The following is a 25642-nucleotide window of genomic DNA, read 5'->3' as shown; positions in this document are numbered from 1 at the left end:
TATTAACGGGCCAGACATACGCCATATGATGAAATCCGGTAACCGTGAAGATTATCTTATCGAGATATTGCGTCTCACGGAAGGCGAGGGCAGGGCCAAGACCAACGATTTGGCAAATAAGCTGGGAGTATCTCCTGCCAGCGTATCAGAGATGATAAAGGTCCTTTCCAGCGACGGTTTTGTAACTTACACTAAATACCGCGGGGTGGAGCTGACCTCCGAGGGCCTGAATTACGCCAGACAGATCCGCAGAAAGCACCACATCATGGAGCGCTTTCTCACCGACGTTCTGAACATGGACCGCGACTTGGCGCATGAGGAGGCCCATAAGATGGAGCATGTGATTTCCGACGATTCGGCGATCAGGATATGCCATATCATCGGGACCCCGGTCGACGACGATTGTTCCAGCTGCGATGTTCAATGCAGGGCCGCTACCGGGCTCGGCCACGTCAACAAAAAACTGAGCGAGATGGTGCAGGGGGATCGCGGATGCATATCACACCTAAAATGTGAAGATTCGCATACAATAAAGAAGCTGATATCGATGGGATTCGTGCCCGGAAGGGACGTCTGCGTGGTCAGCAACGGTTCCAGGTCCGGCCCTAAGGTCATCACCGTCGGCAATTCTACATTCGCTCTTGATTCCGAGATGGCGTCGTTCGTTTACGTTGAGCCGAGTGATGAATAATGCAGGACGGAATGTTCACAACGGCCTTAATCGGGCAACCGAATGTCGGGAAATCATCATTATTTACCAGGCTTACAGGAGTAGGTGTAATATCTTCCAACTATGCCGGCACCACCGTGACCTTCAAGGAAGCGGTCGTCACAAGGAACGGCAACAAGGTCCGCATATTCGATCTGCCCGGAACCTATGGCATGTCTGGAAATTCTGACGATGAGGAGGTCGTCCTAGAGATGGTCCGGGACCCGGACATAGATTCCGTCATCGTGATCGCCGATGCGACCAATCTTCAGAGCAGCCTCGTACTATGTTTCGAGGTCATCGAACTGGGTCTTCCGATAATACTTGCGGTCAACAAAGTAGATGAGGCCCGCAAGAAATACGATACGGACTACAAGGAACTCGAACGCATTCTCGACATCCCGGTCGTGCCTGTTTCGGCAAAGACGTCCGAGGGGGTCGACCACCTTGCGGATGCGCTTTGCGAAGGGCTCGGAAGAAGGTCGACATTCCAGGTAAAGTATGAGATGCATCTCGAGGCCGCTATAGATGAGATCACAGACCATCTAAAGAAAACCAGGTTCGATCAACGCGGAACAGCAGTGAAACTTATCGAAGGGACCAGGTCCTTCATAGAAGACATCATGCCGGCAACGGCCGAGATAGCCTCAAATCTGCGCAACAAGTTCGAAACGGAACACGGCGAATCATCTGATATCGCGATAGCCAGGGACAGATATTCTGTCTCAAACGCTATAGTCAGGAAAGTCCAGACGAGGACCCAGACAAAGTTCAGTCGCAAAGACAGACTGTCCGATATGATGATAACGCCATCAACCGGGATACCCATCCTGATCGGAGTGGGCCTGCTGCTTTTCATAACGATGATCTTCTTGGGGTCACTGCTCGACGAAGCGGTGAGTTATGTCTACGACGCGGTCATAGGCAATTCTTTGGTCGATTTCGGCAAGAACTTCGGCGGAGATATGGGCGAGGCCGTAATGCTGGGCATCGATGGAAGCATCAGAGCGATACTCACTCTCGTGATTCCCTACATAATGGTCTTCTACATCATACTCGGTTTCCTAGAGGATACAGGTTACCTGCCCAGGGCAGTAGTTCTGGTAGACAGGACGATGCACCGTTTCGGTCTTCACGGAGGAGCTTTCATACCTATGATAGTGGGACTGGGATGCAATGTGCCAGCCATCATGGCCATACGCACAATACGCTCTCGTCGCGAGAAGTTGATCCTCACATCGCTCATCGTTATGTGCATACCCTGTTCCGCTCAGATGGCGATAATATTCGGAATAGTAGGAAAATACTCCGGATTCATATATGCTTTCGCGATACTTTTGATAGTTCTGGTACTTTTGATAGTTCTGGGACTGGCGCTCAACCGTTTCCTAAAATACGAGCCCTCTAACCTTGCGATGGAGATACCCGACCTCTCCAAACCATCTGTGAAGAACGTACTTTTCAAAACTTGGGACCGCATAAAGGACTTCTTTATGATCGCGTTCCCGCTCCTGGTCGTAGGCAGCATATTTCTGGAGGTCGCCCTCAATTACAATCTTCTCGACTTTGTAATCGGACCGCTATCATTCGTAACCGTCACAATGCTGGGACTTCCTGCGGCCGTAATTCTCGCGTTCATCGTGGGCGTGCTCAGAAAGGAGATGGCCGTAGGAATGCTGGCCATTATTGCAGCAAGCGTCGGCATATTCGAACTGGGATCTTTCATGGGCCCGGAACAGTTCTTTGTTTTCGGACTCGTCATGGCGATATACATGCCGTGCCTTGCGACAATGGCCGTGATATGGCGCGAGATAGGTTGGAAGGAGACCCTTGCAGTATCCGCCCTTTCGATCGGCACGGCCATCGCTATAGGCGCCGTTGCAAACTGGCTTTTGATGTTCTTCTGATCAGCGGTGGGTGTATACGGCTTCGATCCTCTTGGGGGAGACATTTTCCAGCTTTACGAAACCTATTCTCTCGAACTGAACGATATCGCTCTTTTCATTCAGTATGGTATTTTCGACGAGTCCCTCGATGACTGTTCCGTCAGGCATAAGGATTGTCGCGGGGATGCTTTCGCGACAGACCCATTGGACCGCCCGTATCCCTGTCTTCAGTATCGAGACGTCGTTGCCGTCGTAAATCGCCGGTGTTCCGTATTTGATGTTACAGAGGTCCTTTAGCCTTATTTCGCCGGCATCGGCGAAAATCTTGGAGTCGCATGCGGAAATGAAGACGGTATTGCTCCCGTCGATCGAATAATTGCGGATGCCGCGCTCCGGGTGGTCAGGATGCAACGGGGCATATCCGCATATGCTGTCCCTGCCTGAAATATCGTACCTGACAGGATCCTGGACGAAGAAATATCTGTTAGATATGTCATCTATGATGTCTCTGTTCATACCATAAAGGTTGTCCCACGAAAACTGTATGTCAACAGATTTCATCCCTGCCTCTACCCAATAGCGCCTGAGCGCATCAGGCTTTATGCCTCTTCTCTCCAGTGCCCGCACTGTTCCGGTCCTGACGTCGTCCCAGCCCGAGTATTCGCCGTCATGGATGCATTGTTTGATTATGGAAGTTTTCAGAACACTGTCCGGGATATTCACAAGTCCATAGTGATAATATGTCGGTTTTTTCCACCCGAAATAATCGAAGATATACTCCTGTCTGTTGGTGTTGTTCAGATGGTCCTTCCCACGTATGACATGGGTCATGCCCATCAGGTGGTCGTCTATGGCGACCGAGAGGTTCATCATCGGGTAAGCGCAGTACCTGTCGCCCGTAATGGGATGCGGATGATAGACAACGCGCAGGGCAACGAAATCTCTGACGGCGGGGTTGGGGTGGTTCAGATCAGTCTTGACCACGGCAACGGCCTCCCCTGCCCCATATTCTCCGGACAACATTCTGTCATATCTTTCAAGCTGTACTTCGACCGGAAGTTCTCTGCAAGGGCAAGCCTCTCCTTTTTCCTTCATTCCGCGCCAGTCGTCACCGTTGCATGTGCAGATGTATGCCATTCTCATTTCTATGAGCTTTTTGACATGATTGTAATAAATCTCGAACCGCTCGGACTGGATATATGTCTCATCGATCTTGACGCCAAGCCAATCGAGGTCCTCGGGTATCATCCTGTAAGCTTCTGAATCTATCTTCTCGGGGTTGGTGTCCTCCATCCTGAGAATGAGCTTTCCGCCGTATCTCTTTACATATTCATCGTTAAGGACCGATACCCTTGTGTGGCCTATATGCAAAGGGCCTGAAGGGCCGGGGGCGATGCGCATCACGATCTTATCTTCCACGTTGTCGAGGGCAGGCAGTTCGTAAATGCGCTCTTTCTTTTCCTTCACAAGCATGGATGAATCAATCTTTTCAAGTTCGGACGTCTGGGACTCAAGACCCATTGCGTTAACTTCGGACACTATCGAATCGACCAGCGCCCCAATCTCTGCAGACTTGGACCTGTATTCCGGGAACCCGCCGAGTATCTTGCCGAAAACGGCCTTCGGGTTCGCCTTTCCTTTAAAAAATACCGCATTCTGAAGTGCGAACTTTCTTATGCTCTCTTCCAGGCTGTCCGATGTCATCGGCCCTGAATTCTGATGCTTCTATAAATCGTTGACCGCTCGGCGCTCACTTTTAATAAATACCTTAGTGTTAATCTGGAATTATGACAGTCAAAGAATCACTTACCGGCGGGATCGAGAAGATAGAGAGGAAGGTCGACCCCGATTCCGGAGAGGTGACGGAGGCCCTTGCAAAGGACCAGTCCAAAACGTTCTATTTCACGGATCTGAACGGTGGAAAGGCTATCGGCAACCGTTTCTCAACAAGGGAGAAAATCGCCGATGCGCTGGGGATCGGACCCTCTGACATAGTCAGCGCCATGGCATCCGCGGTAAGCTCTCCCAAGCCTTACGTCGAGACGAAGGAGCCGGCCTTCAAGGCTACCATGCAGAAGGTGGACCTGACCGATATTCCAATTCCGAAATACTTCCCGGAGGACGGTGGAAGGTACATCTCTGCCGGAGTCATAGTCGCCGAGTGGAAAGGTATGAAGAACATCTCTTTTCACAGGATGATGATAATGGACCACAATACCATCGCGGTCCGGTTGGTGCCCAGGCATCTGTTCACCATGTACAATGCCGCAAAAAAAGAAGGAAAGGAGCTGAAGATATCGATATGCATCGGTGTCCCTGCAGAGGTCCTTCTTGCAGCTGCGACTTCAATGGACTACGGGGCGGATGAGCTGGAGGTCGCCTCGGCTCTTCGCATCAATGCGGACAAATCGCCTCTGGAGGTCGGTAAATGCGACAACGGCATTTTCGTACCTGCCGACACAGACTATGTGCTGGAGGGGCGCATAACATTGGACGAGACCGCCGAAGGCCCATTCGTAGATATTACTGGCACATATGATGTGATAAGGCAACAGCCGATTATAAAAATCGACAAGGTCTGGACATGCAAGGATCCGATATTCCATTTGCTGTTGCCTGGAGGATGGGAGCACTTTCTGCTTATGGGGCTCCCCAGAGAGCCGATGATACTCAGGACGGTCAGGCAGGCCGTGCCCAGAGTGAAGGCCGTACGCCTGACCGAAGGAGGTTGCTGTTGGTTCAACGGAGTTGTATCCATCGCCAAGAACAAGGAAGGAGACGGGGTCAATGCAATAATGGCGGCCTTTACAGGCCATCCTTCGATGAAGCAGGTTATCGTAGTGGACGACGACATTGATATCTCAAACGACCGCGAGGTCGAATGGGCTGTTGCAACAAGGATGCAGGCGGACAAGATCATCAGGATACCGGGCGCCGCAGGATCCTCCCTGGACCCGAGCACCAGCGGTACAACATGGAAGGTAGGTTACGATGCCACGCTTCCGCTGGACGCCGATTTGAAAATGTTCAGGAAAGCTACCGTCCGTAAAAAATGACGAAGGTCTTAAAATAAGCGGAAGCATACCGAAGCGTATATCCCAATGGGAAAGGTGAATCAATGGCAGTCGAAGATGTCGGGGAAAAGAACAGGAAACGTAATAACAAGATCATAGGAGCAGCAATGTTCCTCGCGGTACTGGCCGTTACAGTGTTCGCGTTCTTCTATTATCCCAATTGAATGATCAGTTCTAAACTTCAACTGTGCCAGGGACTGCGACGGATGATAGTCTCCTCGCGTCCCGGCCCTACACTTACAATATCTACGGGGACCTTCAGTTCGTTCTCGATGAGCGAGACGTACGATTTCATCTCTTCAGGGAGTGCTTCGTAGCCGTTTCTGACGACCTCTGCGGTGTCGCTCCATCCTTCCCAGCCCCTCATCGTTTTGTAAACGGGCTTCGCGATGCATAGTTTCGAAAGGGATGCGGGGAAGTGTTTGACGATTTTTCCATCTATTTCGTATGCAGTGCAGACTTTGACCTCTTTGTAACCGCAAAGAACGTCGATCTTTGTGATCGCAATGGAGGTAAAACCGCTGAGCCTCGCAGAATATTCCGCCTGCACGAGGTCGAGCCAGCCACACCTGCGTCCGCGGCCTGTGACCACGCCGAACTCTCCGCCGAGCCTCTGGAGGTTTTCTTCCTCTTCTCCCTGCATCTCGGTGACCATAGGTCCCTCGCCGACACGCGTGGTGTAAGCTTTCAGGCATCCTACGACGCTATCTATCTTTTTGGGGGCGACGCCCGCACCGGTGCACGCTCCGCCTGCGCATGTGGAAGATGACGTCACGTAAGGGTATGTGCCGTGATCGATATCCAACATGGCGCCCTGGGCGCCTTCGAAAACTACTTTTTTGCCCTTGTCAAGCGTGTCGTTGATCAAAACAGAGGTGTCGCACACAAGGCCGTCCACCATGTCGCGCCACTTCATCATTTTTTTATAAAGGGATTCGTTGGAACATTCGCAATTTTCAACGTCCATCATATTGAGGAGGTCTTTTTTGTACGGAATCATGAAAGAAATCTTTTCCTTGAGAAGATCCTCTTCATAAAGGTCTCCGACCCTGAAGCCAATTCGGGAGATCTTGTCCTGATATGCCGGGCCGATTCCTTTTTTCGTTGTCCCGACGGGTTTATCGCCGCGGTATTTTTCCTCGGCACCGTCGAGCTTCTTGTGATAGTTCATAATGAGGTGCGCACGGTCTGAGATTTTCAAGTTAGCTATGGAGCCGCCCGCGCCGACGATACGTTTTATTTCGTCTTCCATCTCTTCCATATTGATGACCACGCCGTTGCCTATAACGGCGGTCTTGTCAGGCCTCAGCACTCCGGAAGGGAGGGCCTGGAGCTTGAAGGTCTTCCCATCGATAATGATGGTATGACCGGCGTTGTTGCCGCCCTGGAATCTCACGACCATCTCGGCATCATCGGCCAGATAGTCGGTAATTTTTCCTTTTCCCTCGTCTCCCCATTGTGCGCCTATGATAACTAGACCCGGCAACTGCTCACCAAAACCTCAAGAGCGTTCCCCTATAAAATGTCTTATCGGTCGGCATCGGGGCTGGAGCGGCGGTAGGTATCGATAATTTCGCTAAGAGGAAGGTCGGTCTTGAACGAGGTCGGAGACATATGGGTCCTTGATGCTTTTCCATGCTGGCACAATGCATCCACCATCGCATCGATCTTCGGAGGCGACATCTTGATATGAGAAGACAGCTCGCTCAGGTCGTAGACGAAGACCTCCGAATCTATCTCTCCCCGCCAAAGGTCGAGCATCTTCTGGCATCTGCGTTCGTCCGCCATTCCCTCCGGGGACATATTTCTCAGTACCTCAGGGTCGTGGAGCTTTCCCGTCCAGAACGGTCCGAGACGGTGCAGGTCATCTGATTTAGCAGATATCGAGCGTTCCATGGTTTTTGTGTCATATTGCATATAGCCCAATTGTGCCAGAGTATTGTCGGCTGCAACAGCTCCCTCGACAATCCGCACATATGTCCTATAGTAGTGGTCGGCCGAAAACGACAGCATAGGTACCATTCCGCGGTCGAATTTCGCCAGTTCTCTGGCAATGGTGCACATCAGAATACGCAGGCCGCCCTCGTGGCACATATATCCCCTTACCGGTTCAGACTGATATCTTCTCCGGCATTTGGCAGAATGCGCCCCTGCCAACGGAGCTGTATCCGTTGCGGTAATGGCCATGATCCCCTTCCTGCTGCATCCTCTGATCGCCGATTGGATGAACGGCGCCGGTGAACCGAAAGGATCGAGGTCGACATAACCGAAGGCATGTTCGGAGAACAAAATGTGAAGATCCTTGTTGGAAGGGGTGCAGTTTGTCAGACCGTTAATTTCGATGTTCTTCCTGATATATTCCATCGAACCGGGATTGATGTCGTTAGCGGTGACGACCGATCCGGGGACCTCGTTGGCAATCCTTGCTGCACGTGCGCCGGTCGCAGTCATGGCATCGGCCGCAGTAATTCCCGGACCCAGTGAACGGAGCAACATGACGCTGACGTCCCTGTTGAAGGCCATCTGCTCATTGAAGAATATCTCCGAATTCTTTTTTCCGGGTCCGCCGGAAGAATGTTCCGAGGGAACGGACAAAAGGGTGCCCCCCTCTTTGACGATGACGGTTTGCGACATCAGTTATCTTCACCGCTCATAAGGTGCATTATCTTATAAGGCAGAAGATTGCGGTTCGTCGGAGTCACTTCAAGAATGCGGACATCGTCACGTCTTCTTATGTCCTGCAGAAGAGGATTTCTAGATTTTTTGTGAAGAGTGATTATCATGGGTTTGCCGGCATCGAGCGCCTCTTTAACAGCTTCGATGAAGGCTGGACACTCGACCTCGAGTTTTCCCACCTCGTCGATTACGATAATGTCGCAGTCTTCGCACGCACGTCTTATCGCATTCACGCCCACTTTCTCAAGCGCCTCGATATCTACTCCCAGCTTACCTACCATAATGCGGCTCTCTATTTCGGTGCTGGCGAAGACCTCTGTTTCCCCGGTTACAAGGTTTCGTACGGAACATCCAGTCTTACGTCTGCCGTCATCTATTGGTTCGTTGATCATACCTCCTATGTGGAGGTCGCTGTCGCCCAGCATCTCGATGACCTTTAGCAGCACATATGTCTTCCCCGATCCAGGGAGGCCTGTGATGCCGATCTTAATATCATGAGCCATAATGTCGTTACCCAGAGTACACCTGTATAGCGTTCCTAATATATAGTATGTTCACGGTTGCGGCTGCTCCTCGATATTTGATACGAACATCAGGGGATATCCGATCTCTGGGTCATAGCGCATCTCCGCTGTGACCGATACGCCATGGATCTTTATGCGGACAACCGCATCTATTTTTTCGCCGGTAAGCGAGAAATACGAGTATCTGTCGAGGGACCTGTCGAATACGCTGCGATCGATATGTATGCTGGCACTCTCTACATAAGGTTGCGAGCATATGCTCTTTACCATCGCGGCTTCCAAGGTCTCGACGCCATTCTTATCCACGGGGGTACCTACGAATTGATGGTATATCGTGCCCATCTTTATACCGGCCTCGAAGAGTGCCCGTTCGCGAACGGAACAATCGAATCTGCTGGCAGCCAAAGACTCCCTGTCCATCATCTTTGGGTAAGTACGTTTCAATTATATTTTTATAGCCCACGTTCGAAGTAAGGGTTTATTTATAGAATCATATAACGGCGCGATGGAAATCTCACTCGAATCCATTCAGCAGCTCAAAAAAGAGAAGAATGCAGTGATACTCGCGCATAATTACACCTTGCCAGAGGTCCAAGACGTGGCCGACTATGTGGGCGATTCCCTTGGGCTGTCACGCAAAGCTGCGGAAACGGAAGCTGAGATAATAATATTCTGCGGAGTCAGTTTCATGGGCGAGACCGCCAAGATATTGAATCCCGACAAAAAAGTTCTCCTGCCGGAGCCCAGGGCAGGTTGTTCCATGGCATCTATGTGCACCGCGGCCCAGGTCAGGGAAATGCGGAAAATGTACCCCGATGCGGCAGTCGTAGCTTACGTGAACACTACTGCAGACGTGAAGGCCGAATCGGACATATGCTGCACATCCTCCAATTCGATCAAGGCCACAGCTTCTCTCGAAGAAGAGGACATAATTTTCATTCCGGACATGAACCTGGCAGCCTATACGGCAAACAAGCTGCCTGAAAAGAACATAATCCCGTTCCATGGATACTGCTCGGCACACCACGGTATAACCACATGGCAGATCGAGGACCTGAGGACGTTACATCCCGGGGCCGATGTCGTCAGTCATCCGGAATGTACTTTCGACGTTCTAGCAATGTCGGATTTCATCGGTTCCACCGAGAAGATGATCGACTTCGTCCATGTATCCAACAACAACGAATTTATCATCGCCACTGAAGTAGGGATGCTACACAGACTCAGTAAAGTGCGCCCCGATGCAAAGTTCTATTTTCCTCCGAACGCACTGTGCCAGACAATTAAGATGACGAATCTTCGCCTTATATACAGGTCTTTGGTCGATGGCAACGGAGAAGTAGTCCTGGACCCGGACATATCCAGGAAGGCACGCATACCTGTGGAAAGGATGCTTTCCCTGGACTGATCAGCGGTACATCATTTCCCAGCCGCACTTGGGGATGAGCTCTTTCAGTTCCCCGTCGTGAAGGTCGGCAGTCTGGAAAGACATCTTTATCAGGTGTTTTATGAGATTTTGGGAGGGCACTCCGTCGATATAGCTCTGTATGACCTTGAATGAAATGTAACCTTCTTCCGAATCCATGATGAAGCTGCCGTTGTTTATGGTGTTGTTGATCTTGTTCAGTTCCACCGTGAGCTCGCTTCTTTTGCTGAGAGGAACCTCGAACATGAGGCGGCAGTAGATGTTCAGTGTTTTATGCTCGTCGTCCGCGGCTAGGACCATTCCGATGGGGAGGTCTTCGCCGTTGGCGGCCAAATATACTACGGGTTCGTCCTCTGCAATCTCGTATTTGTAATCGAAGCTGTCAAGCGCTCTGCATACGGCATTCTTCACCGATTTTGCACTACCCCTTTTCTTCTTGAACATTTCCACCACATGCGCAGATGTTGTTATCGGTATTTGATTTTTGACAATTCACTGGATTTCTATTGAGGATAAAGACAATAACCATCTTATGCATCTGGGCTTCGAGGCTGGCCGGATGAAGATGATTTCATGCTGATCTATGATGAGCCCTATGAGTGCCGACGGCCCCTCAATCCGTATCATAATTGGACATGCACACGTATGAGATGAACTCGCTGAGTTTCATGCCGCTCTCCCATCTCATGATGAAATTACCGTTGTTCGAAATATCCATTTTAGGAATACGTCTGTCGAGCAGGCCGCACCTGCCCCTAAGCCGAGCTTCCGAAGGAATCGTGAAAATCCTCCACGGGTCTCCTCTGAAGCCCTTTAGCCGGTATGCGTAAATCGGTATCAAATGAGATTTCTGGCACTCCTCAAGCATCTGGTCTGCCTGCTCTGTCAGTCGGGTGTTCCTGCTGAAATGCATGGTGCTATCGTTCGAGCTCTTAACTTCGATCGGAAATGAAAAGTCCCATCGAAGCGCAACAAGGTCGACACCGAGGGAACCGGCCGCCCTGACAACAAGGAACGGCTCTTTAAGCATCGTGTTATAGGCTTCGGTCTCGGTAGCGTCGCATGTCTTGACCATCTTAGCTATGACCTTAGGGTCCCCTGAAAGAAGGTACTTCAGCTCTCTTTCATAGATGTCGCCCGGTGGAGCCATGAGGTAAAAATACATAAGATGTTTATAAATCGGACCATAGGGTGGCCGAAAGTGCCGAAACCATCAGGGGGACAATCTTGACACATCCCTCGGGAACAAAATAGCCTCCCTTATGTTGGGCAGGTCGAGCATTTTTACCAAGAGCCTTTCCATTCCTATTCCCCATCCGCCGTGTGAAGGCATGCCGTATCTGAAAGCTTCCAGATAAAACTCGAAATCTTTCGGGTCCAGCCCTTTCTTTTCGATTCTGGATATCAGACGGTCTATGCGGTGTTCCCTCTGTCCTCCGGAAGATATCTCCTGCCCCTTGTAGTCCAGGTCGAACGAGTACGAGTAAGGGGTGCCGTCCTTCTCCATGATATAGAAGGGCTTTGCGTCCTCGGGGTATTCGCATATGAAGTAAAGGTCGAAACCCTTTGACGACATGTAGTCGCCCACTATCTTCTCGCCCTCCGTACCGAGGTCGTCGCCGTCTTTGAGGTCGAGCCCGCCCTGGCGAACTATATTCAGGCATTCTTCGTAACTTAGACGAGGATATGGTATTGCTGGCACATTGATGTCCTTACCAAGTATGCCGAGCTGTTCGGAACCTTTTTTCTTGATTCCCGTCAGTACGAAATCCATAATCTTCTCGATCATCGACATGACCTCTTCCTCGGACGATATCCATGCCATCTCTCCGTCGAAAGATATGAATTCGGTGACATGTCGGTTGGTGTTGGAGTTCTCGGCACGGAACGCCGGAGATATCTCGAAAACGCGGTCCAAACCCGTCGACATCAGGATCTGCTTGTAGAGCTGAGGGCTCTGTGCCAGATATGCATCTCTTCCGAAATAGTCTACTTTGAAGAGCGTAGCGCCTCCCTCGGCACCGGAAGAGTTGATCTTCGGTGTCGAGACCTGGACGAAGCCGTTCTCCCGGCATGCTTCGGATATCAGGCCGAACATTATGGATTTCAGCTCGAATATCGCCGTTATTTCAGGCTTGCGTATGTCCATGAACCGGTGGTTGAGGCGGGTGTCCATCTCGACGTTCACTTTGTCGACGACACCCATGGGCAGAGGTACTGCGGCCTCTGAAACAATCTCGGCATCGATCGGAATCAATTCAAGGCCCAGAGCGGTCTGGTTGCTTTCTTTGACTTCCGCAGTTATCGAAACGGCCGACTCTCTTGAAAGGGTGGTCAGCATCACAAAAATCTCCGGGTCGATCTTCTTCTTAGGCATCGTTACCTGTACGGTCCCGAATCTGTCTCTGAGCGTCAGGAAGGATATGCCCCCCAAATTTCTGATGTCCTGTGCCCAGCCCTTCACTGTGACCGTGCCGTCCCCGACCGCGATGTTTTTTGTGTTCCGTATGAGGGTCATTTTATCGAACGGTTATATACGCTTATGATAAATAACTTCAGCCACAAAACAACAGGCATCTAGTGCAGAGATACGATCGCTGGGCGCTTTGTGTTTGCAGCACGCCATGACCGACCAGTATTGCGTGCGGGAATAAGTATTATAAATTAAACCTCCTACTCGGTCTAGTTTCGAGATGGGTGTATCCATGTCAGAGGAAAAAGTAACAGTATCAGTGATAAAGGCGGACGTCGGGTCCGTTGTCGGACATTCCAAACCCCACCCCTCGATGCTCGAGGCATCCAGGGAAGTCCTTAAGGACGCACAGAAGCAGGGAATCGTCGAAGATTTTTACGTGACGCGCGTGGGTGACGACATCAATCTTTTCATGACACATTACAAAGGTGTCGGAAACAAAGACGTCCACGGCGCAGCCTGGGAGTGTTTCCAGAGAGCGACCAAGATCGCCAAATCCATGAAGCTCTACGCAGCCGGACAGGACATCCTGACGGATGTGTTCTCCGGTAACGTCAAGGGAGCAGGCCCAGGATCGGCCGAGTTTTCCTTCGTGGAGAGGAAGTCCGAGCCCATGTTATTCTTCATGGCGGACAAAACGGAACCGTCTGCATATTCCCCCATCCTTTCCAGGATTTTCCTGGACCCGTTCACGACTACCGGGCTGGTAATCGATGCAAGGGCAAAAATGGGATTCGATGTAGGGATCCAGGATGTAATGGACCACAAGAAGGTTGTAATGTCCTCTCCCGAAGAGACCCTCAGCATACTGAGCCTTCTCGGCGACACATCGAGATATGCGATCAAGAGGATCGACTCCAGAGCAGGCATCGGACCAGCATGTGTGGTGTCTACCGACAAGCTCAATCTCACAGCGGGCAAGTATGTCGGCAAGGACGACCCGGTCTGCGTCTGTCGCGCACAGAGCGGCCTGCCATCTGTCGGCGAATACCTTCAGCCATTTATCAACCCGACCCTAGTGGCGGGCTGGATGAGGGGATCCCACTATGGGGCGCTGTATCCATGCTCTCCCGAAGACTCGGACCCCGTCTATTTCGACGGACCTCCGAGGATATGCTGTCTCGGATTCCAGCTTAACAACGGAAAGCTGCAGGGCCTCGAGCCTATCAACTCCAAGAACGGAGAACACACACCCGTGGACTTTTTCAAGGGGGAAACCTGGAACAAGGCAAGGACGGACGCAATCAAAGCATCCATGCTCATGAGGAGCCAGGGTCCGTTCATGCCATCGATACTCGGACCGGAGGAAATGGAATACACCTCCAGGCCGGAGGTCCTCAGTTCCCTTACGTCGAGGTTTGAGAACATTGAGTGAGAGAAAGTTCCATAGACCGGTCATAATAGTGAACTTCAAGGCATACCAGGAGGTCAACGGACCTGGCGCCTTGGAGCTTGCCAAGATATGCGAGAAGGTCTCAGAGGAGTCGGGGCTTAGGGTGGGCATATGCCCGCCCATGGTCGACCTGGGTTACATAGCCAGGAATGTGAATATTCCTGTGTTCGCACAGAACATCGACCCCCGGGCCCCCGGTTCCGCGACGGGGTGGGTAACACCTGCCATGGTCAAGAGCTGCGGCGCCGCTGGCACACTGATCAATCATACAGAGCACAAGATCAGATTGAACGAAATATCCGAGTGCAACGATCTGGCCAAGGCGTCGGATCTGATCACTGTTATTTGTTCGGACAACGACAAGATCGCGGCCCAAGTCGCGCAATTCCGTCCGGATTTCATAGCGGTGGAACCCCCCGACCTGATCGGAGGGGACCTTTCCGTTACGAAGGCCAATCCTGCCATCATCGAGAACACTGTCGATGCCGTCAGGTCCGTCAACCACACGGTCATGATCCTTTGCGGTGCAGGGATAAAGACGGGCGCCGATGTCAGGGCGGCACTCGACCTTGGGGCCGACGGAGTGCTTCTAGCCTCCGGAGTAGTAAGGTCCAAGGACCCAGAGGCCACCGTAAGAGATCTCGTGGGAAAAATCTGAAGCTCGCTCCGTTTCCGAATATCAGTGTAGATAGGCGGCGCGAGCGCACTAACTGTAGCTGGTGCCCTAATATGCGTGAACGCAGACACGCGTGCGATGAGGCTCACATCGATATTTTTAGTGGTGCTCGTTGCTGTTTCGCCCGCATTTTTCGTAAACGAGAGCATGGCGGCAGTTCAGGACGGCATTTTTATATCCGAGGTTCAGCCGAAAGGCACCGAAGGCTTTTCGCTCTATAACGGCAGCACTTACCAGCGAGATCTGAAAGGATATTATCTCACGGACGGCGAAGGTGACCTCGTTTTTACGAAATCTTTGATAATCGCACCTTTGACGGACATAACAATATCTTTTGACACAGATGCCGTCCAAACCTTTCTGGAACGTCCCGGCGATTCGGGATTTTTCGCATACGAGGTAGGTACGTTCGGCATAACCGCAGATAAAAGCTTCAAACTCGCAGATGCGGGCGACGGACTTTGCTTTTACAGTCCCAAAAAAGTGTTTTTGGATTCGGTCTGCTGGGGGAACGTCACGGCAGAGGGATGGAACGGCCCTGTCGCAGACAAGCCAACAAACGACAGGTATCTGGTGCGTTTTTCTTTGACAGATACGGACAGTGCGGCCGATTGGAGGCTTTCCCGTCCGGGGATGACAGATAGGATCGACGGTGTTTCGTTCATTGCAGATGTCACGCCGTTCACCTTTCCCGAATGCCACGGCGCGGAGATATACAATGCTCTCGAATCGGCCAGGGAGGAAGTACTGATATCGATCTACCAGATCACAAGCAGGAACACCATGGCACTCCTCTGTCTGCTGGCAGAAAGGGGCGTAGATGTGAATATACTTCTCGAAGGGTCTCCCTTAGGGGACAAAGGGCAAACAAACACAGAGCGCACCATGATGAAATGTCTGGTAGAAAGCGGCGGTACCATAACGCTGATAAACGATCCAAGGTCGCAAGACCTCTCCGACTCCGGAAACAGATTTACGTACGTCCATACAAAATATGCCGTGATCGATGGAAAAACAACCATAATCACTTCAGAGAATTGGACCGAGTCCAACATGGGCACGGGCAATGGCAACAGAGGATGGGGGGCCGTATTCGAAAGCGAGGATTACGCAAAATATATGCGAGAGATATTTTTTAACGACAGCAGTACCGCGTTTGGCGATTGCAAAGATATGCTGGCACTTTATCCGGAACAGACCCGTTTCGAAGGCGGCCTGATATATTCCGATCCGGGCCTGACGCATGACGACAGCCACGAAAGCATGACATTCAGGGATTGCAGCGTATCGCCGATATTATCTCCGGACAACTCTTACGAATCGCTCAGGTCTTTTATCGAAGGCTCCGAGACCAGAGCGTATGCCCAGCAGATGGACCTGTCGGACTCTTATCTCGGCATATCGGAAGATTCACCGGTGTCATGGATGGTCGATTCGGCATCCCGCGGCGTGGACTGCAGACTGTTGCTGGACATTACCAACGACACAGGCGGCAAGTCGGCCGAGATAGGCCTTATCAACACGACCACCCGCATGAAGGCCGCGGGAATAAACGGAGGGGAAGGATTTTGGCTAACTCATAATAAGGGCGTGATCGTCGACGACAGCGTATGGATAGGTTCTGTCAACTGGACCGACACGTCGTTTTTCCGCAATAGGGAAGCTGCCGTGATTATAAAATCTCCAGATGTCGCAGATTATTATTCTTCGTATTTCCTTGAAGACTGGAACAACAACGACCGCTCCGGGAAGATAGCTGTCGAGATCAGTCGTTTCGATAATCGCCTACCGGGCGACTTCGGCTTTTTTGAGGTGGAAATAGCGCCGAAAGGAGATTATGAGTATGTATGGGACATCTACGGTGACGGGAGATTCGTACGGAGGTCCTCTATACCGAAGATATCTTATGATGAATTGGAGCCCGGAAAGCATACTCTCGTCGTTACGGTAATTGAGGAAGATACAGGAAGATCCGCCGTTGCAATGGCCGAATACATCATTGACGAACAAAGTCCCGGAACCGACAGTATTAATGTCAATTCAGTATACTTAGCAATAATAGTGTCAGCCTCCGTGGCAGTCCTGGGTACCATCAGGGCAGAAAGAACTCGGGATTCCCGAGAAAAACGGAAGAGGAGAAATCGGTGATAATAAGACAGATGTCCGAAGAGGACCTCCCCCGCGTGTACGCGATCGCTACGAGCTCGCTCGATGAATATTATCTGCCGGAGGTTTTTTCGTATTTCCTAAGGCAGTGGCCCGGCGGGCAGATTGTAGCTTGTTCTGTTACCGGCAGGGTTATCGGATTCATTTGCGGTTCTTATCTGGGGCCGGACCGCGTGGGAATAGCACTTTTGGCCGTTGAAAGGCAGAACAGGTGCCAAGGTGTCGGATCGGAACTTCTGGCGGCACTACGGCGGCGCGCCGTTACCGAGGGCGCATATACGGTCCAGCTCGAGGTCCGCATAGAAAACGAGGCGGCGATAAACTTCTACAGGGTCCGCGGTTTCATAGTCACGGAGTCCCTGCCGGCGTTCTACAACAATGGCGGAGATGCGATCAGGATGATCGGCACTACGGTCCAGAACTCATAATCGCCATTTAATTCGATTTCTGGTTCGTCCAACACCTATAATAATCCGAGGGATGATTGCTGTCGGAGGTAAAAAATATGGAAAACGAAGAACCTTGTTGCTGCTACTGCTATGACGATGCAGAATTCAGCCCGAGAATCCCTCTCATTGGGGAGGACGCGCCCGCTTTCAAGGCGAACACCACTCAGGGTCAGATTAACTTTCCCGAGGATTTCAAGGGAAAATGGGTCATTCTTTTTTCCCATCCCGCGGATTTCACGCCAGTCTGCTCCACCGAGTTCATGACCTTTGCCGCAATGACGGAGGAGTTCAAAGCCCTCAACACCCAGCTCGTCGGACTCTCGATAGATTCTATCCACTCGCACATCGCGTGGCTCAGGTCGCTCTGTCAGATGGAGTGGGGACCTCACAAGAAAGGTGAAGAGATCTCGTTCCCGCTGATCGACGACGTTAGCATGAATGTTGCCAACAAATATGGCATGATCCACGACAAGACGTCTACTTCTGCGGTACGTGCGACGTTCGTCATAGATCCCAATGGAAAGATCAGGACCATCCTATACTACCCGGCAAGCACCGGACGCAACATGGAGGAGATCAAGAGAGTGGTCATCGCTCTGCAGAAGGCGGACAAAGACAAATGTGCCACACCTGCCAACTGGAAACCCGGAGACGATGTCATCATCCCTGCACCCGGAAGCTGCGGTGCAGCGAAGGAACGCATGGCAGATGTCAGCAGGTCCGATGACAAGTACAGCTACGACTGGTTCCTCACCTTCCGCAAGGAAAAGAAGCAGTAAAATCATTTAGGGGGCGAAAGCCCCCCTTTAAAAATTTTGTTCAGTTGAACATGCTGTCGTCAGGTACGTGCTCGTTCTGGAAATAATACTGGGATGTTTCTTTCTGAGCGCTTGTCACGTCTTTGGAAAGGCCCTTGGTGTACGATCCGTATTTGTTCTTTATCTGTTCTTCAACAGGCATCGCACGCTTTAGCGCTCTGCGTACATGTTCCGCGGTGATCATGTCCTCGCCGTCCATTACGGCGATGTCTCCTGCCGCGCGTATGAGCCCGCCCATCTCCCTCAGCCTCAGAGTAAGCGAATTCGACTGGTCGTCCAGCTTCGCCCTGCGGCGGCCCTCCTTGATCAGTTCTTCCACTGCAGGTATTTCTGCATGCGGGATACGTCCGTCCTTCTGGACCTCTTGGGCCACGAACTGGGCGTATTTGGCGCGGTTCTCGCTGTTGTCCGGCATAACCGTGTCGACCAGCACTTCGTATCCGTTACCGATTATACGCGAACGCAACGGAGAAAGGATGTTTTCGATATCCTGTATGTTACAGGCGGCTACCAGTATGAAGTCGCAGGGGACCGCGTCAACTCTGACACTGGCTCCCGCCGACTGCGGGTTGTGCCCCGTTATCGGGAACGTCCCCTCCTGCATCGCCGTTAGAATATATCTCTGGAGATTTCCGAGATGCGAAATCTCGTCGATGAAGAGAACGCCCTCATGGGCTTCGTGTACCGCTCCGGCGACGACCCTCTCGTAAGCAGGGGAGCCTAGTTTTTCATGACCGCCATATGGATCATGTAAAACGTCTCCCAGAAGTTCGGTCTCGGACGAACCGGTGGCCATAACGAACGGATTCCTCCTGAGTTTGACAAGTATCTTCTTGTTCTTGGTGCCTTGGAGTTGGCTCCTTTTTTCCAGAGATTTCTGGTCGAGCATGCGGATGTTGTCGCCGGCCCTTTCGAAGACGATCGTCTCTTCAGTGCCGTCGGCAAGCGTGCGGGTGGTATTTACGCGGTCCTTTCCTGCGAGCGTCGGCTGCCCGTTGAATGATTCCATAAGGCTGCCGAAGAGGTCGGCGAAGGGCGCATTTCCCGCAACGTTTGTTTTTCCGGTCTGACATTCGGGGCACACAAGGTCGTGGGGACTGGAATATGCTCCGCATTTCTTACAGCGGAACCCTAGCCTCTCTGCGACGTTCACAGGGGCGTTCTTGGGTTCTAGAATTTTTCCTACGGTCTCGGCCGTAAGGTCCTCTTCCCGGACGACCTCCTTATCGTCCACCACTTCTAAGAGGGGCCTCTCGCTGTTTTCGGGGTTCTTCACCACGCGTACCTCATGTTTCGGCACCGGCAGGTTCAACGACAGCGCTTGAGCTATCATCGACTTGCCGGTGCCGGGAGGCCCGACCAGGAGCAGGTTTCTTCGCTGTTTTGCGGCGATCTTGGCCATTTCGATGGCCCCGTTCTGACCCAGCACCCTATCCAGGGGGTCGGATGGCAGACGGATATCGCCGGTGGAGGACAGCTCGGTCACATCGCTCCAGTTTTTTACGGGCCTCTTTTCTGTCATGGGATTTCCTCAGTAGAAATCGTCCTTTGCCCAGAGAGTCATGTCGGCCGGCAGTTTGGAGACCTTTCCCTTGCGGGTGGCGACCACAACACCGATCTTCTTCTCATCGCAGACATCTACTATCCTCTGAGATATTACTCCGTCGAAGACGATGGATGCGATTCCCTCGCCCTCTTCCTTGAGGGTGTCGGCGAGGCTCTTCACGGCTACCTCTTTTACAATCTTCTTCTCGGCGTCGAGAAGTTTCGCATTGTGGGTGGATGCCATGTCGGCGAGCATATCTCTGAAGAAGACCTGGTCTTCCGTCAGCGCCTTGTCGGCCCTTCTGGGCCTCTTTGCGCGGAGGGACCTCGTGGGCTTTTCATCTGTCTCTGCATTGTTCTTCTCTTCGACCTCGGGTTTTGAGGCCTCGGTCCTTGCAGATTCATTTCTTACGGTCTCGTGCCTTGCAACCTCAGGTTTCACAACCTCAGGTTTCACGTTCTCTTTCACCTGCTCGGGCTCGGATTCTTCTGCAACCTCGGGCTCTTCCCTGACCTCTTTCTTCTTGAACCTGTCTGCGGCTTCGGTGTTGAATCTCTCCTTCCTGGGAGCGCGGTCATCATCTCTCGACCTTGCGTTCTGATTCTGATTCTGATTCTGGTGGCGGTCGTGGCTGGAGTGCTGTTCCCTTCTGGGAGGCCTGGAATCTTCTTCCTTCTCCTTTTCCTCTTCTTTCTCCTTGGGCTCTTCGACCGTTATACCGTTCATTTCCATGTACTGGTCTGCAGGTATCTTGTTGCGGAGACATTTCACAAGCTGCTTCTGTGTGAGCTCTTCAACTTCCTGGGCGCGGGGAGCGCGGGCGACGAAGTCGACCTCGGCCACCTGGAAAAGCTCCTTCAGAATCAGTTCTCCTCCTCTGTCGCCGTCTACGAACGCGGTGACGACCCTCTCTTTGGAGAGGTCCTGAACCGTCTTGGGGATATCTGTCCCTTCGACGGCTATGGCGTTCTTAATCCCTGCCCTGAGGCAGTTCAGAACGTCCGATCTGCCCTCGACGACTATTATTGCCTCGGCATCCTTGACGTTAGGTCCGGCAGGGCACCTGTCCTTGCCGTATGATACTATCTCTTCGACCTGCAGGCTCTTTCTTATGTTGTCCGTAAGGTCGGAGCTGGTCCCTTTCGACTGCTTTATGAGCTCGGAAAGGAGCTCTTTGGCGCGTTCTATGACCTTCTCCCTCTTGGTTATCCTTACATCCTCGATCCCGAGGACCTTTATGAATGCCTTGCAGGGACCCACGCGATCGACGGTCTCCAGAGCAGATGCGAGGATTACTGTTTCAACCTGGTCGAGGCTGGAGGACATCGTGATGTTACCTTCGGACCTTCCGCCCTTCGAGGTTACATCGACTTCTATCCTTCCGATCCTCCCTGTTTTTTGGAGATCTCTGAGGTCCAGGTCGTCGCCGAGAAGTCCTTCCGTCTGTCCGAATATCGCTCCCACGACGTCGGGTTTCTCCACGACACCGTCAGCGTTTATTTTCGCTTTAACCAAATATTTTGTAGCTGTTGGATCTGCGTACATTTGAATCATTTCCATGAAGGAAGAGATTATGCCCTGCTCAGCTCTTTCTCATAGGCATTTGCCCTACGCGAACTGTATTCTCGTCTCAGACCTGTCGTCTTTCCCGCTCAGCGGTATCTATTTTGGTCTCGCAACCCGGTCATTTGTACGGGGTTGCCGATTGATAGTGAATCAGTGAACAGGGAACATTCAATTCCCTTAATGCTCAAATGCATATCACGCTTATAACGTTTTGCGGAAAACAGATGAATTTAACCCTGATTTTCGTCGTATGCCTTAGGGTAGCCGACGAATCAAGGGCGCACATTACAAAATGAAGTGTTTGTGTTATATTTTTGGGTTAAGCATTTTTCGATTGCACCGCAACCATGTCATAAGCGGTGTTTTTTGGCGTCATAGGGGCGGTAGGAACGCTTATGCGAAGCTGCAACGTTGGACGATAGAAGGAAATAGTTGTAAACTCAGTTTGATATTATGGGGGTATCAAAAAGCTGAAAAAAAGCAACAAGCCTCCCAAGGCCATCACCTTTCTTTTTTGTCTGTTGCTGTCTTTGATATTGGCGAGCCTCGTCATCGTAGTTACATCCAGCGAGGTCGGGTCTGTCTCGGACGGCGACCGGTACTCCGCACAGAACGAAGTGCCGACCGTCTCCGATGCATATGACGGAGCGCCTATGCAATCGCCCTGTGGCGGCGACGAATGCATAAATGTTTCGTACGCGCCGCCATAGGTATTTTCTTGGTACGATCCAGTCAGAGCGATATCTCCACCGTTTTCGCTCCAACCTGCTTCATGAATCCATATGTCTCGCGGTCGCAGGTGAAGAATATGATCTGCATATCCTTTGCGACCTCGGAAAGCGCACGGCATGCGCCGAGCTTCCTTTCCGAATCGAACACCAGCAACACATCGTCCAACAATATCGGAAGCTTTTCGTCCGACATCTCCTTCGCGACCGCCAGCTTGAGCGAGAGGCATACCTGCCCCGCAAGGCCGGAACTCCATTGATCCTTAGATTTTATTTCTGTCCCGCTTCGTATGGAAACATTCTTCGTACGAGGGTTACCGTCCATGCGGTAAATCCCCTTCGTCATCATCTCCAGATATCTGTCGGCGGTCTGGATCACGCGCGGCTGCATATTGTCGTAGATATCGTCGCATGCGGCGTCAGATATATGTTTCTCCAACGAAAGGACCCCCCACCTGCGCTTCTCCGAGCACAGCTCGGTCTCCAGCGAGCTTCTCTCGTTGTAGAGGCGCTCGGTGTCCGAGTCTCTGAGTATGGCGGCCTTCTGGTTGCTTATTTTTCCAAGATTTATCTGTTTTTCACCGATTTCCGCAGTCAGGTCGTCCGGCAGCGGGGGAGGTTCGGATACCATGTCGATGCCGGCCGAACCCAAGATGGTTTTTATATTATCCATCCTTTCGTCGGTCCGGTCCCGTTCGATCTTGAGCTTCACTATCCTTTCAAGCTCCTCCGCCGACCCATAGGGGGCGAGGTATCCGTCGAGGACGGCCCGGGCGTCCAGATATTCGGAGCGGGCACTTTCTGCCGTTTTGGCTGCATCGGTTATCCCGGAGAGAGATGCGACGAGGGCGTTGAGCATGCGCACGTCGGCCTCGAAGGAAACGCGTTCGATGCCCACTTCGGATGCTACCGATGCAAGTTCGGAATCTAATCCGTTTATCGATGCCTCCATGTCTCTGACGCGTCCAATGTAGGACTGGCGCTTTTCCTCCAACCTCCTGATGCTGTCTATGACGGAACAGAGCCCGGCGACCTCCTCTCTGCGTGTACCGGGCGGGAATCCGCGGGATACGATGTAGTCGTCGAAGAGGTCCGCGGCAGGTTTTACGGAACGGAGAACGGTGACCGCCGCAAGAACGGCGAACACCGCCGCGACGACGTAAATGTATGGGACGGCCGTAACGAATGCGGCCACGGCCGAAACGGCCGCAAGAGCCAAGAGCACGATGGCAGGCACGTTGTTCTTTTTAGGCATCCGTGTATCGGAGGCCCGGTCGATCACATCTTGGCCCGTGTCGGCGTTCCTGGCGGTATCTTCGTCCAGTCTGCCGTCCATCAGCGAGGCGATATCCGAATCCAGTATGGAAACTTCTTCACCGATCGCCCTCATATCGGACGCCGCGGATCTGTATGAGCCTATGTTCTCGTTAAGGGACAGTATGCGCGCTCTGTTCCGTTCTACGGCATCGAAAGAGGCGCCTCCGAGTTTTTCTCCGATCTCGTCCAGTTTCTTTTCGGCATCTTCTTTTTTTGCGAGCCTGAATCCGACCGAGTCCCTCAGCTCCCTGTACTTGGCCATTCCCTCGGGCGGAGCCCTGTCGGCGTCGCCCATAACGTTACGGCTCAGTTCCAGCTCCCCGTATTCGAGCATGTTCTTCTTCTGTTCTCCGTATGCTCTTATCCGGGCCCTGACCTTTTCGCCTTCCGCCTGCTTCTCTCTGAGCACAGCGAGTTCCGATATTATTTCGGCCTCGTCCTTCGCCAACCTGCAATATTCGGGTCCTTTCAATCTGGCTAGATCGATGGCTTTGGCGTTTTCGTCGATCTCGCGTCTAAGCTTGCCGATTCCCCTGGAATCGGTGATCTTGGACTGATTCAGAAGAGCCTCCATCTCGCAATCTATGGATTCCGATATCTGGGGCATGTTCTCTCCCCCGGGAACCGTTAGGAATTTCCTTTTGATATCGCCGGAATCGACGACGGCCGTATCTATGAGGTCGTCCGGGTTCATGGCGTAAACGCTCCTGTAGACGTCCGGGTCCACTCCGGATATCTCCGGTGGCATCTTTCCGATGCTGGACACTATCTTGTTGCCGGCCCTTGTTATAGTGAACTTCTCTCCCGAATCGGTTATGCAGTCCACCTCGCCGGAATCGGTGCTCATGGTCAGCGGATAATTGTTCTTGCGCGTTGCAGTTTTGAAAAGGGTGGTTCTGATGAATTCCTTAAGCGTGGTCTTCCCGCTCTCGTTCTCGCCGTAATAGACGGTAAGTCCCGGGAACATCTGACCGTAATCCTTGTTCGCGGTCTTTCCGAAGAGGCGGATACGCACTGACTCTATGATCATTCGGACGCCTCCGAGAAACGCTCCATCAATCTGATCTTCGCATCGTTGACGACGTTTCTGAGTTCCTCGTCGCTCAGTGATTCGAAATATTGTTGCAGGTGATTTTTCGAAGTCTTGGTGCTGCAGATCGTTTCGATCAGGTCTTTCCTTTCCATGTTCATCACCGCTTCGGACACGGCCGCGACCTTCGATACAAGGTCGTTCCCTCCGACGACAGGCGCTCTCTCCGGTTTTGAGTTGACCTCGATATCGGCCAACGTACCGGCGGCCCTCTTACGTATCGCTTCCATAACATCGTCAGGGTCGGACCTTAGCATGCGGTCGAGCACTCCGCGCCCGTTTATCACAAGGCGCACCACGGAGTCTCTCCCGATCAGCGAGGAAGCGCGTTCGACGAAAGAGCCCAGATCGCATCCGGTGATATCTACTTCCATCTTCTCCCACACCATCGTCTGGGTGGGCACGAAACGCATCTCGGTGACTATGTTCGAGGCGACCTTGACGACATAAGCGCCCTTCTCTCCAGACTCTTTGATGTTCCTTCCCTGTGAATTCCCGGGATATACGACATAAGGGCGCTCGTGCAGCACGGCGCGCTTATGGATGTGACCCAGTGCCCAATAGTTGATGTTCTTCGGGATCAGATCGCCAAGCCGGGTGGGCGCGTAACCCGATCCGTCCTGGGAATCGACGTCGCAGTGCACGCATCCGACGGTGAAAATGTCCTTCCTGCCGTCCAGCTTCACTGCCAGGTCTTCGCTGGTATTTTTTGAGGTGAAGCTTATGCCGGATATCTCGACGGTACCGCCGTTCTTCAGGTCCAGTATCTGTTGCTCGGGCTCTCCGCCGAACTCATGGACGTTCCTCGGCAGAGGAATGCTGTCCTCCCAGCTCGTCGTATGGTCATGGTTCCCCCATGCGATGAAACATGGGATTTTCATATCTTCTAGGATTTCGGCAAAGCGGAACCTGGTCAGAGGAGTGATCGTCTCTTTGTCGAAGACGTCTCCCGATATCACCATGAAATCTGCGTCCTCGGAACGTGCGAGGTCGGCTATCCTTGAGAAAGAAGAGAATGTGGACTCCGTCATCTTTTTCGCAAGGTCCCCGTTCCTGGACCTTATTCCCGAGAACCTGCTGCCCAGATGCAGGTCCGCGCAGTGGATGAATTTAAAGTCAGACATA

General features: G+C 52.1%; 21 protein-coding genes. 9 read left to right on the top strand and 12 right to left on the bottom strand.

Annotated features, from left to right (window positions below):
* The first annotated feature begins 28 nt into the window (after nucleotides 1-28).
* Both VB016_05435 and feoB read left to right on the top strand, forming a co-directional pair.
* On the top strand, nucleotides 29-691 hold the full coding sequence (locus tag VB016_05435; protein ID MEA4977972.1) for a metal-dependent transcriptional regulator: 663 nt from the start codon (nucleotides 29-31) through the stop codon (nucleotides 689-691).
* Nucleotides 691-2616: a ferrous iron transport protein B gene (feoB, locus tag VB016_05430; protein ID MEA4977971.1), complete on the top strand. Its 1926-nt coding sequence runs from the start codon at nucleotides 691-693 to the stop codon at nucleotides 2614-2616. The genes VB016_05435 and feoB overlap by 1 nt, the downstream gene beginning before the upstream one ends.
* Here feoB and VB016_05425 read toward each other — a convergent pair whose 3' ends face one another.
* Nucleotides 2617-4299 carry a glutamate--tRNA ligase gene (locus VB016_05425; protein MEA4977970.1) on the bottom strand — a complete coding sequence of 561 codons (1683 nt, stop codon included), beginning with the start codon at nucleotides 4297-4299 and terminating at the stop codon, nucleotides 2617-2619.
* A gap of 83 nt (nucleotides 4300-4382) precedes the next feature.
* Here VB016_05425 and VB016_05420 point away from each other — a divergent pair, with 83 nt between their 5' ends.
* Entirely contained in the window at nucleotides 4383-5651 is a 1269-nt protein-coding gene (locus tag VB016_05420; GenBank protein ID MEA4977969.1) for a UbiD family decarboxylase, read from the top strand.
* Between the two features lie 199 nt (nucleotides 5652-5850).
* Here the strand turns inward: VB016_05420 and VB016_05415 are convergent, their stop codons facing one another.
* The 4 genes from VB016_05415 to VB016_05400 are packed head-to-tail and all read right to left on the bottom strand — an operon-like array spanning nucleotide 5851 to nucleotide 9292.
* Nucleotides 5851-7155 carry an adenylosuccinate synthase gene (locus VB016_05415; protein MEA4977968.1) on the bottom strand — a complete coding sequence of 435 codons (1305 nt, stop codon included), beginning with the start codon at nucleotides 7153-7155 and terminating at the stop codon, nucleotides 5851-5853.
* A 41-nt stretch (nucleotides 7156-7196) separates the two neighbouring features.
* Nucleotides 7197-8303: a tRNA (guanine(26)-N(2))-dimethyltransferase gene (locus VB016_05410; GenBank protein MEA4977967.1), complete on the bottom strand. Its 1107-nt coding sequence runs from the start codon at nucleotides 8301-8303 to the stop codon at nucleotides 7197-7199.
* Nucleotides 8303-8848, bottom strand: coding sequence for an NTPase (locus tag VB016_05405; protein ID MEA4977966.1), 546 nt, complete (start codon nucleotides 8846-8848; stop codon nucleotides 8303-8305). Before VB016_05405 ends, VB016_05410 begins: the two co-directional genes overlap by 1 nt.
* 51 nt (nucleotides 8849-8899) lie before the next feature.
* Nucleotides 8900-9292: a dihydroneopterin aldolase family protein gene (locus VB016_05400; protein ID MEA4977965.1), complete on the bottom strand. Its 393-nt coding sequence runs from the start codon at nucleotides 9290-9292 to the stop codon at nucleotides 8900-8902.
* A gap of 82 nt (nucleotides 9293-9374) precedes the next feature.
* On the opposite strand from VB016_05400, the gene nadA reads away from it, so the two are divergent.
* On the top strand, nucleotides 9375-10277 hold the full coding sequence (gene nadA, locus VB016_05395) for a quinolinate synthase NadA (GenBank protein ID MEA4977964.1): 903 nt from the start codon (nucleotides 9375-9377) through the stop codon (nucleotides 10275-10277).
* Here nadA and VB016_05390 read toward each other — a convergent pair whose 3' ends face one another.
* The 3 genes from VB016_05390 to aspS all read right to left on the bottom strand — a co-directional run bounded on the left by VB016_05390 (nucleotide 10278) and on the right by aspS (nucleotide 12813).
* Nucleotides 10278-10739 carry a YbjN domain-containing protein gene (locus VB016_05390; protein MEA4977963.1) on the bottom strand — a complete coding sequence of 154 codons (462 nt, stop codon included), beginning with the start codon at nucleotides 10737-10739 and terminating at the stop codon, nucleotides 10278-10280.
* Nucleotides 10740-10908: 169 nt separating this feature from the next.
* Nucleotides 10909-11445 carry a Holliday junction resolvase gene (locus VB016_05385; protein MEA4977962.1) on the bottom strand — a complete coding sequence of 179 codons (537 nt, stop codon included), beginning with the start codon at nucleotides 11443-11445 and terminating at the stop codon, nucleotides 10909-10911.
* A gap of 63 nt (nucleotides 11446-11508) precedes the next feature.
* A complete protein-coding gene (gene aspS, locus VB016_05380) occupies nucleotides 11509-12813 on the bottom strand; it encodes an aspartate--tRNA(Asn) ligase (GenBank protein MEA4977961.1) in 1305 nt (434 codons plus the stop codon).
* 187 nt (nucleotides 12814-13000) lie between these two features.
* Here aspS and VB016_05375 point away from each other — a divergent pair, with 187 nt between their 5' ends.
* The 5 genes from VB016_05375 (at nucleotide 13001) to VB016_05355 (ending at nucleotide 18231) form a co-directional block, all read left to right on the top strand.
* Nucleotides 13001-14143, top strand: coding sequence for a fructose-1,6-bisphosphatase (locus VB016_05375; GenBank protein ID MEA4977960.1), 1143 nt, complete (start codon nucleotides 13001-13003; stop codon nucleotides 14141-14143).
* Complete coding sequence (tpiA, locus tag VB016_05370) at nucleotides 14136-14819, top strand: triose-phosphate isomerase (GenBank protein MEA4977959.1); 684 nt, start codon at nucleotides 14136-14138, stop codon at nucleotides 14817-14819. The genes VB016_05375 and tpiA overlap by 8 nt, the downstream gene beginning before the upstream one ends.
* A 75-nt stretch (nucleotides 14820-14894) precedes the next feature.
* On the top strand, nucleotides 14895-16985 hold the full coding sequence (locus VB016_05365) for a phospholipase D-like domain-containing protein (GenBank protein ID MEA4977958.1): 2091 nt from the start codon (nucleotides 14895-14897) through the stop codon (nucleotides 16983-16985).
* Complete coding sequence (locus tag VB016_05360) at nucleotides 16982-17431, top strand: N-acetyltransferase (GenBank protein ID MEA4977957.1); 450 nt, start codon at nucleotides 16982-16984, stop codon at nucleotides 17429-17431. Before VB016_05365 ends, VB016_05360 begins: the two co-directional genes overlap by 4 nt.
* A gap of 77 nt (nucleotides 17432-17508) precedes the next feature.
* Entirely contained in the window at nucleotides 17509-18231 is a 723-nt protein-coding gene (locus VB016_05355; GenBank protein ID MEA4977956.1) for a peroxiredoxin, read from the top strand.
* A 40-nt stretch (nucleotides 18232-18271) separates the two neighbouring features.
* Here the strand turns inward: VB016_05355 and VB016_05350 are convergent, their stop codons facing one another.
* The 4 genes from VB016_05350 to VB016_05335 form a co-directional block, all read right to left on the bottom strand.
* Nucleotides 18272-19792 (bottom strand): ATP-binding protein, encoded by a 1521-nt coding sequence (locus tag VB016_05350; GenBank protein MEA4977955.1) that lies wholly within the window; start codon nucleotides 19790-19792, stop codon nucleotides 18272-18274.
* Between the two features lie 9 nt (nucleotides 19793-19801).
* Nucleotides 19802-21361, bottom strand: coding sequence for a DNA primase DnaG (gene dnaG / locus VB016_05345; protein MEA4977954.1), 1560 nt, complete (start codon nucleotides 21359-21361; stop codon nucleotides 19802-19804).
* A gap of 753 nt (nucleotides 21362-22114) precedes the next feature.
* Nucleotides 22115-24457, bottom strand: a complete 2343-nt coding sequence (locus VB016_05340) for an AAA family ATPase (GenBank protein MEA4977953.1) — start codon at nucleotides 24455-24457, stop codon at nucleotides 22115-22117.
* Nucleotides 24454-25641 (bottom strand): DNA repair exonuclease, encoded by a 1188-nt coding sequence (locus VB016_05335; protein ID MEA4977952.1) that lies wholly within the window; start codon nucleotides 25639-25641, stop codon nucleotides 24454-24456. Before VB016_05335 ends, VB016_05340 begins: the two co-directional genes overlap by 4 nt.
* Nucleotide 25642: the final 1 nt, after the last annotated feature.

The sequence above is a fragment of the Methanomassiliicoccaceae archaeon genome (assembly GCA_034928305.1).
Lineage (GTDB): Archaea > Thermoplasmatota > Thermoplasmata > Methanomassiliicoccales > Methanomethylophilaceae > VadinCA11.
The sequence above is the reverse complement of the archived record's forward strand: the minus strand, read 5'-3'. Positions and strand labels throughout refer to the sequence as shown.

Coding starts and splice junctions, on each gene's coding strand:
- feoB (MEA4977971.1), top strand. CDS start 691: ATGCAGGACGGAATGTTCACAACGGCCTTAATCGGGCAACCGAATGTC.
- VB016_05410 (MEA4977967.1), bottom strand. CDS start 8,303: ATGTCGCAAACCGTCATCGTCAAAGAGGGGGGCACCCTTTTGTCCGTT.
- VB016_05435 (MEA4977972.1), top strand. CDS start 29: ATGAAATCCGGTAACCGTGAAGATTATCTTATCGAGATATTGCGTCTC.
- VB016_05405 (MEA4977966.1), bottom strand. CDS start 8,848: ATGGCTCATGATATTAAGATCGGCATCACAGGCCTCCCTGGATCGGGG.
- VB016_05400 (MEA4977965.1), bottom strand. CDS start 9,292: ATGATGGACAGGGAGTCTTTGGCTGCCAGCAGATTCGATTGTTCCGTT.
- VB016_05335 (MEA4977952.1), bottom strand. CDS start 25,641: ATGTCTGACTTTAAATTCATCCACTGCGCGGACCTGCATCTGGGCAGC.
- VB016_05425 (MEA4977970.1), bottom strand. CDS start 4,299: ATGACATCGGACAGCCTGGAAGAGAGCATAAGAAAGTTCGCACTTCAG.
- VB016_05375 (MEA4977960.1), top strand. CDS start 13,001: ATGTCAGAGGAAAAAGTAACAGTATCAGTGATAAAGGCGGACGTCGGG.
- VB016_05390 (MEA4977963.1), bottom strand. CDS start 10,739: ATGTTCAAGAAGAAAAGGGGTAGTGCAAAATCGGTGAAGAATGCCGTA.
- VB016_05385 (MEA4977962.1), bottom strand. CDS start 11,445: ATGGCTCCACCGGGCGACATCTATGAAAGAGAGCTGAAGTACCTTCTT.
- VB016_05340 (MEA4977953.1), bottom strand. CDS start 24,457: ATGATCATAGAGTCAGTGCGTATCCGCCTCTTCGGAAAGACCGCGAAC.
- aspS (MEA4977961.1), bottom strand. CDS start 12,813: ATGACCCTCATACGGAACACAAAAAACATCGCGGTCGGGGACGGCACG.
- nadA (MEA4977964.1), top strand. CDS start 9,375: ATGGAAATCTCACTCGAATCCATTCAGCAGCTCAAAAAAGAGAAGAAT.
- dnaG (MEA4977954.1), bottom strand. CDS start 21,361: ATGTACGCAGATCCAACAGCTACAAAATATTTGGTTAAAGCGAAAATA.
- VB016_05350 (MEA4977955.1), bottom strand. CDS start 19,792: ATGACAGAAAAGAGGCCCGTAAAAAACTGGAGCGATGTGACCGAGCTG.
- VB016_05420 (MEA4977969.1), top strand. CDS start 4,383: ATGACAGTCAAAGAATCACTTACCGGCGGGATCGAGAAGATAGAGAGG.
- VB016_05355 (MEA4977956.1), top strand. CDS start 17,509: ATGGAAAACGAAGAACCTTGTTGCTGCTACTGCTATGACGATGCAGAA.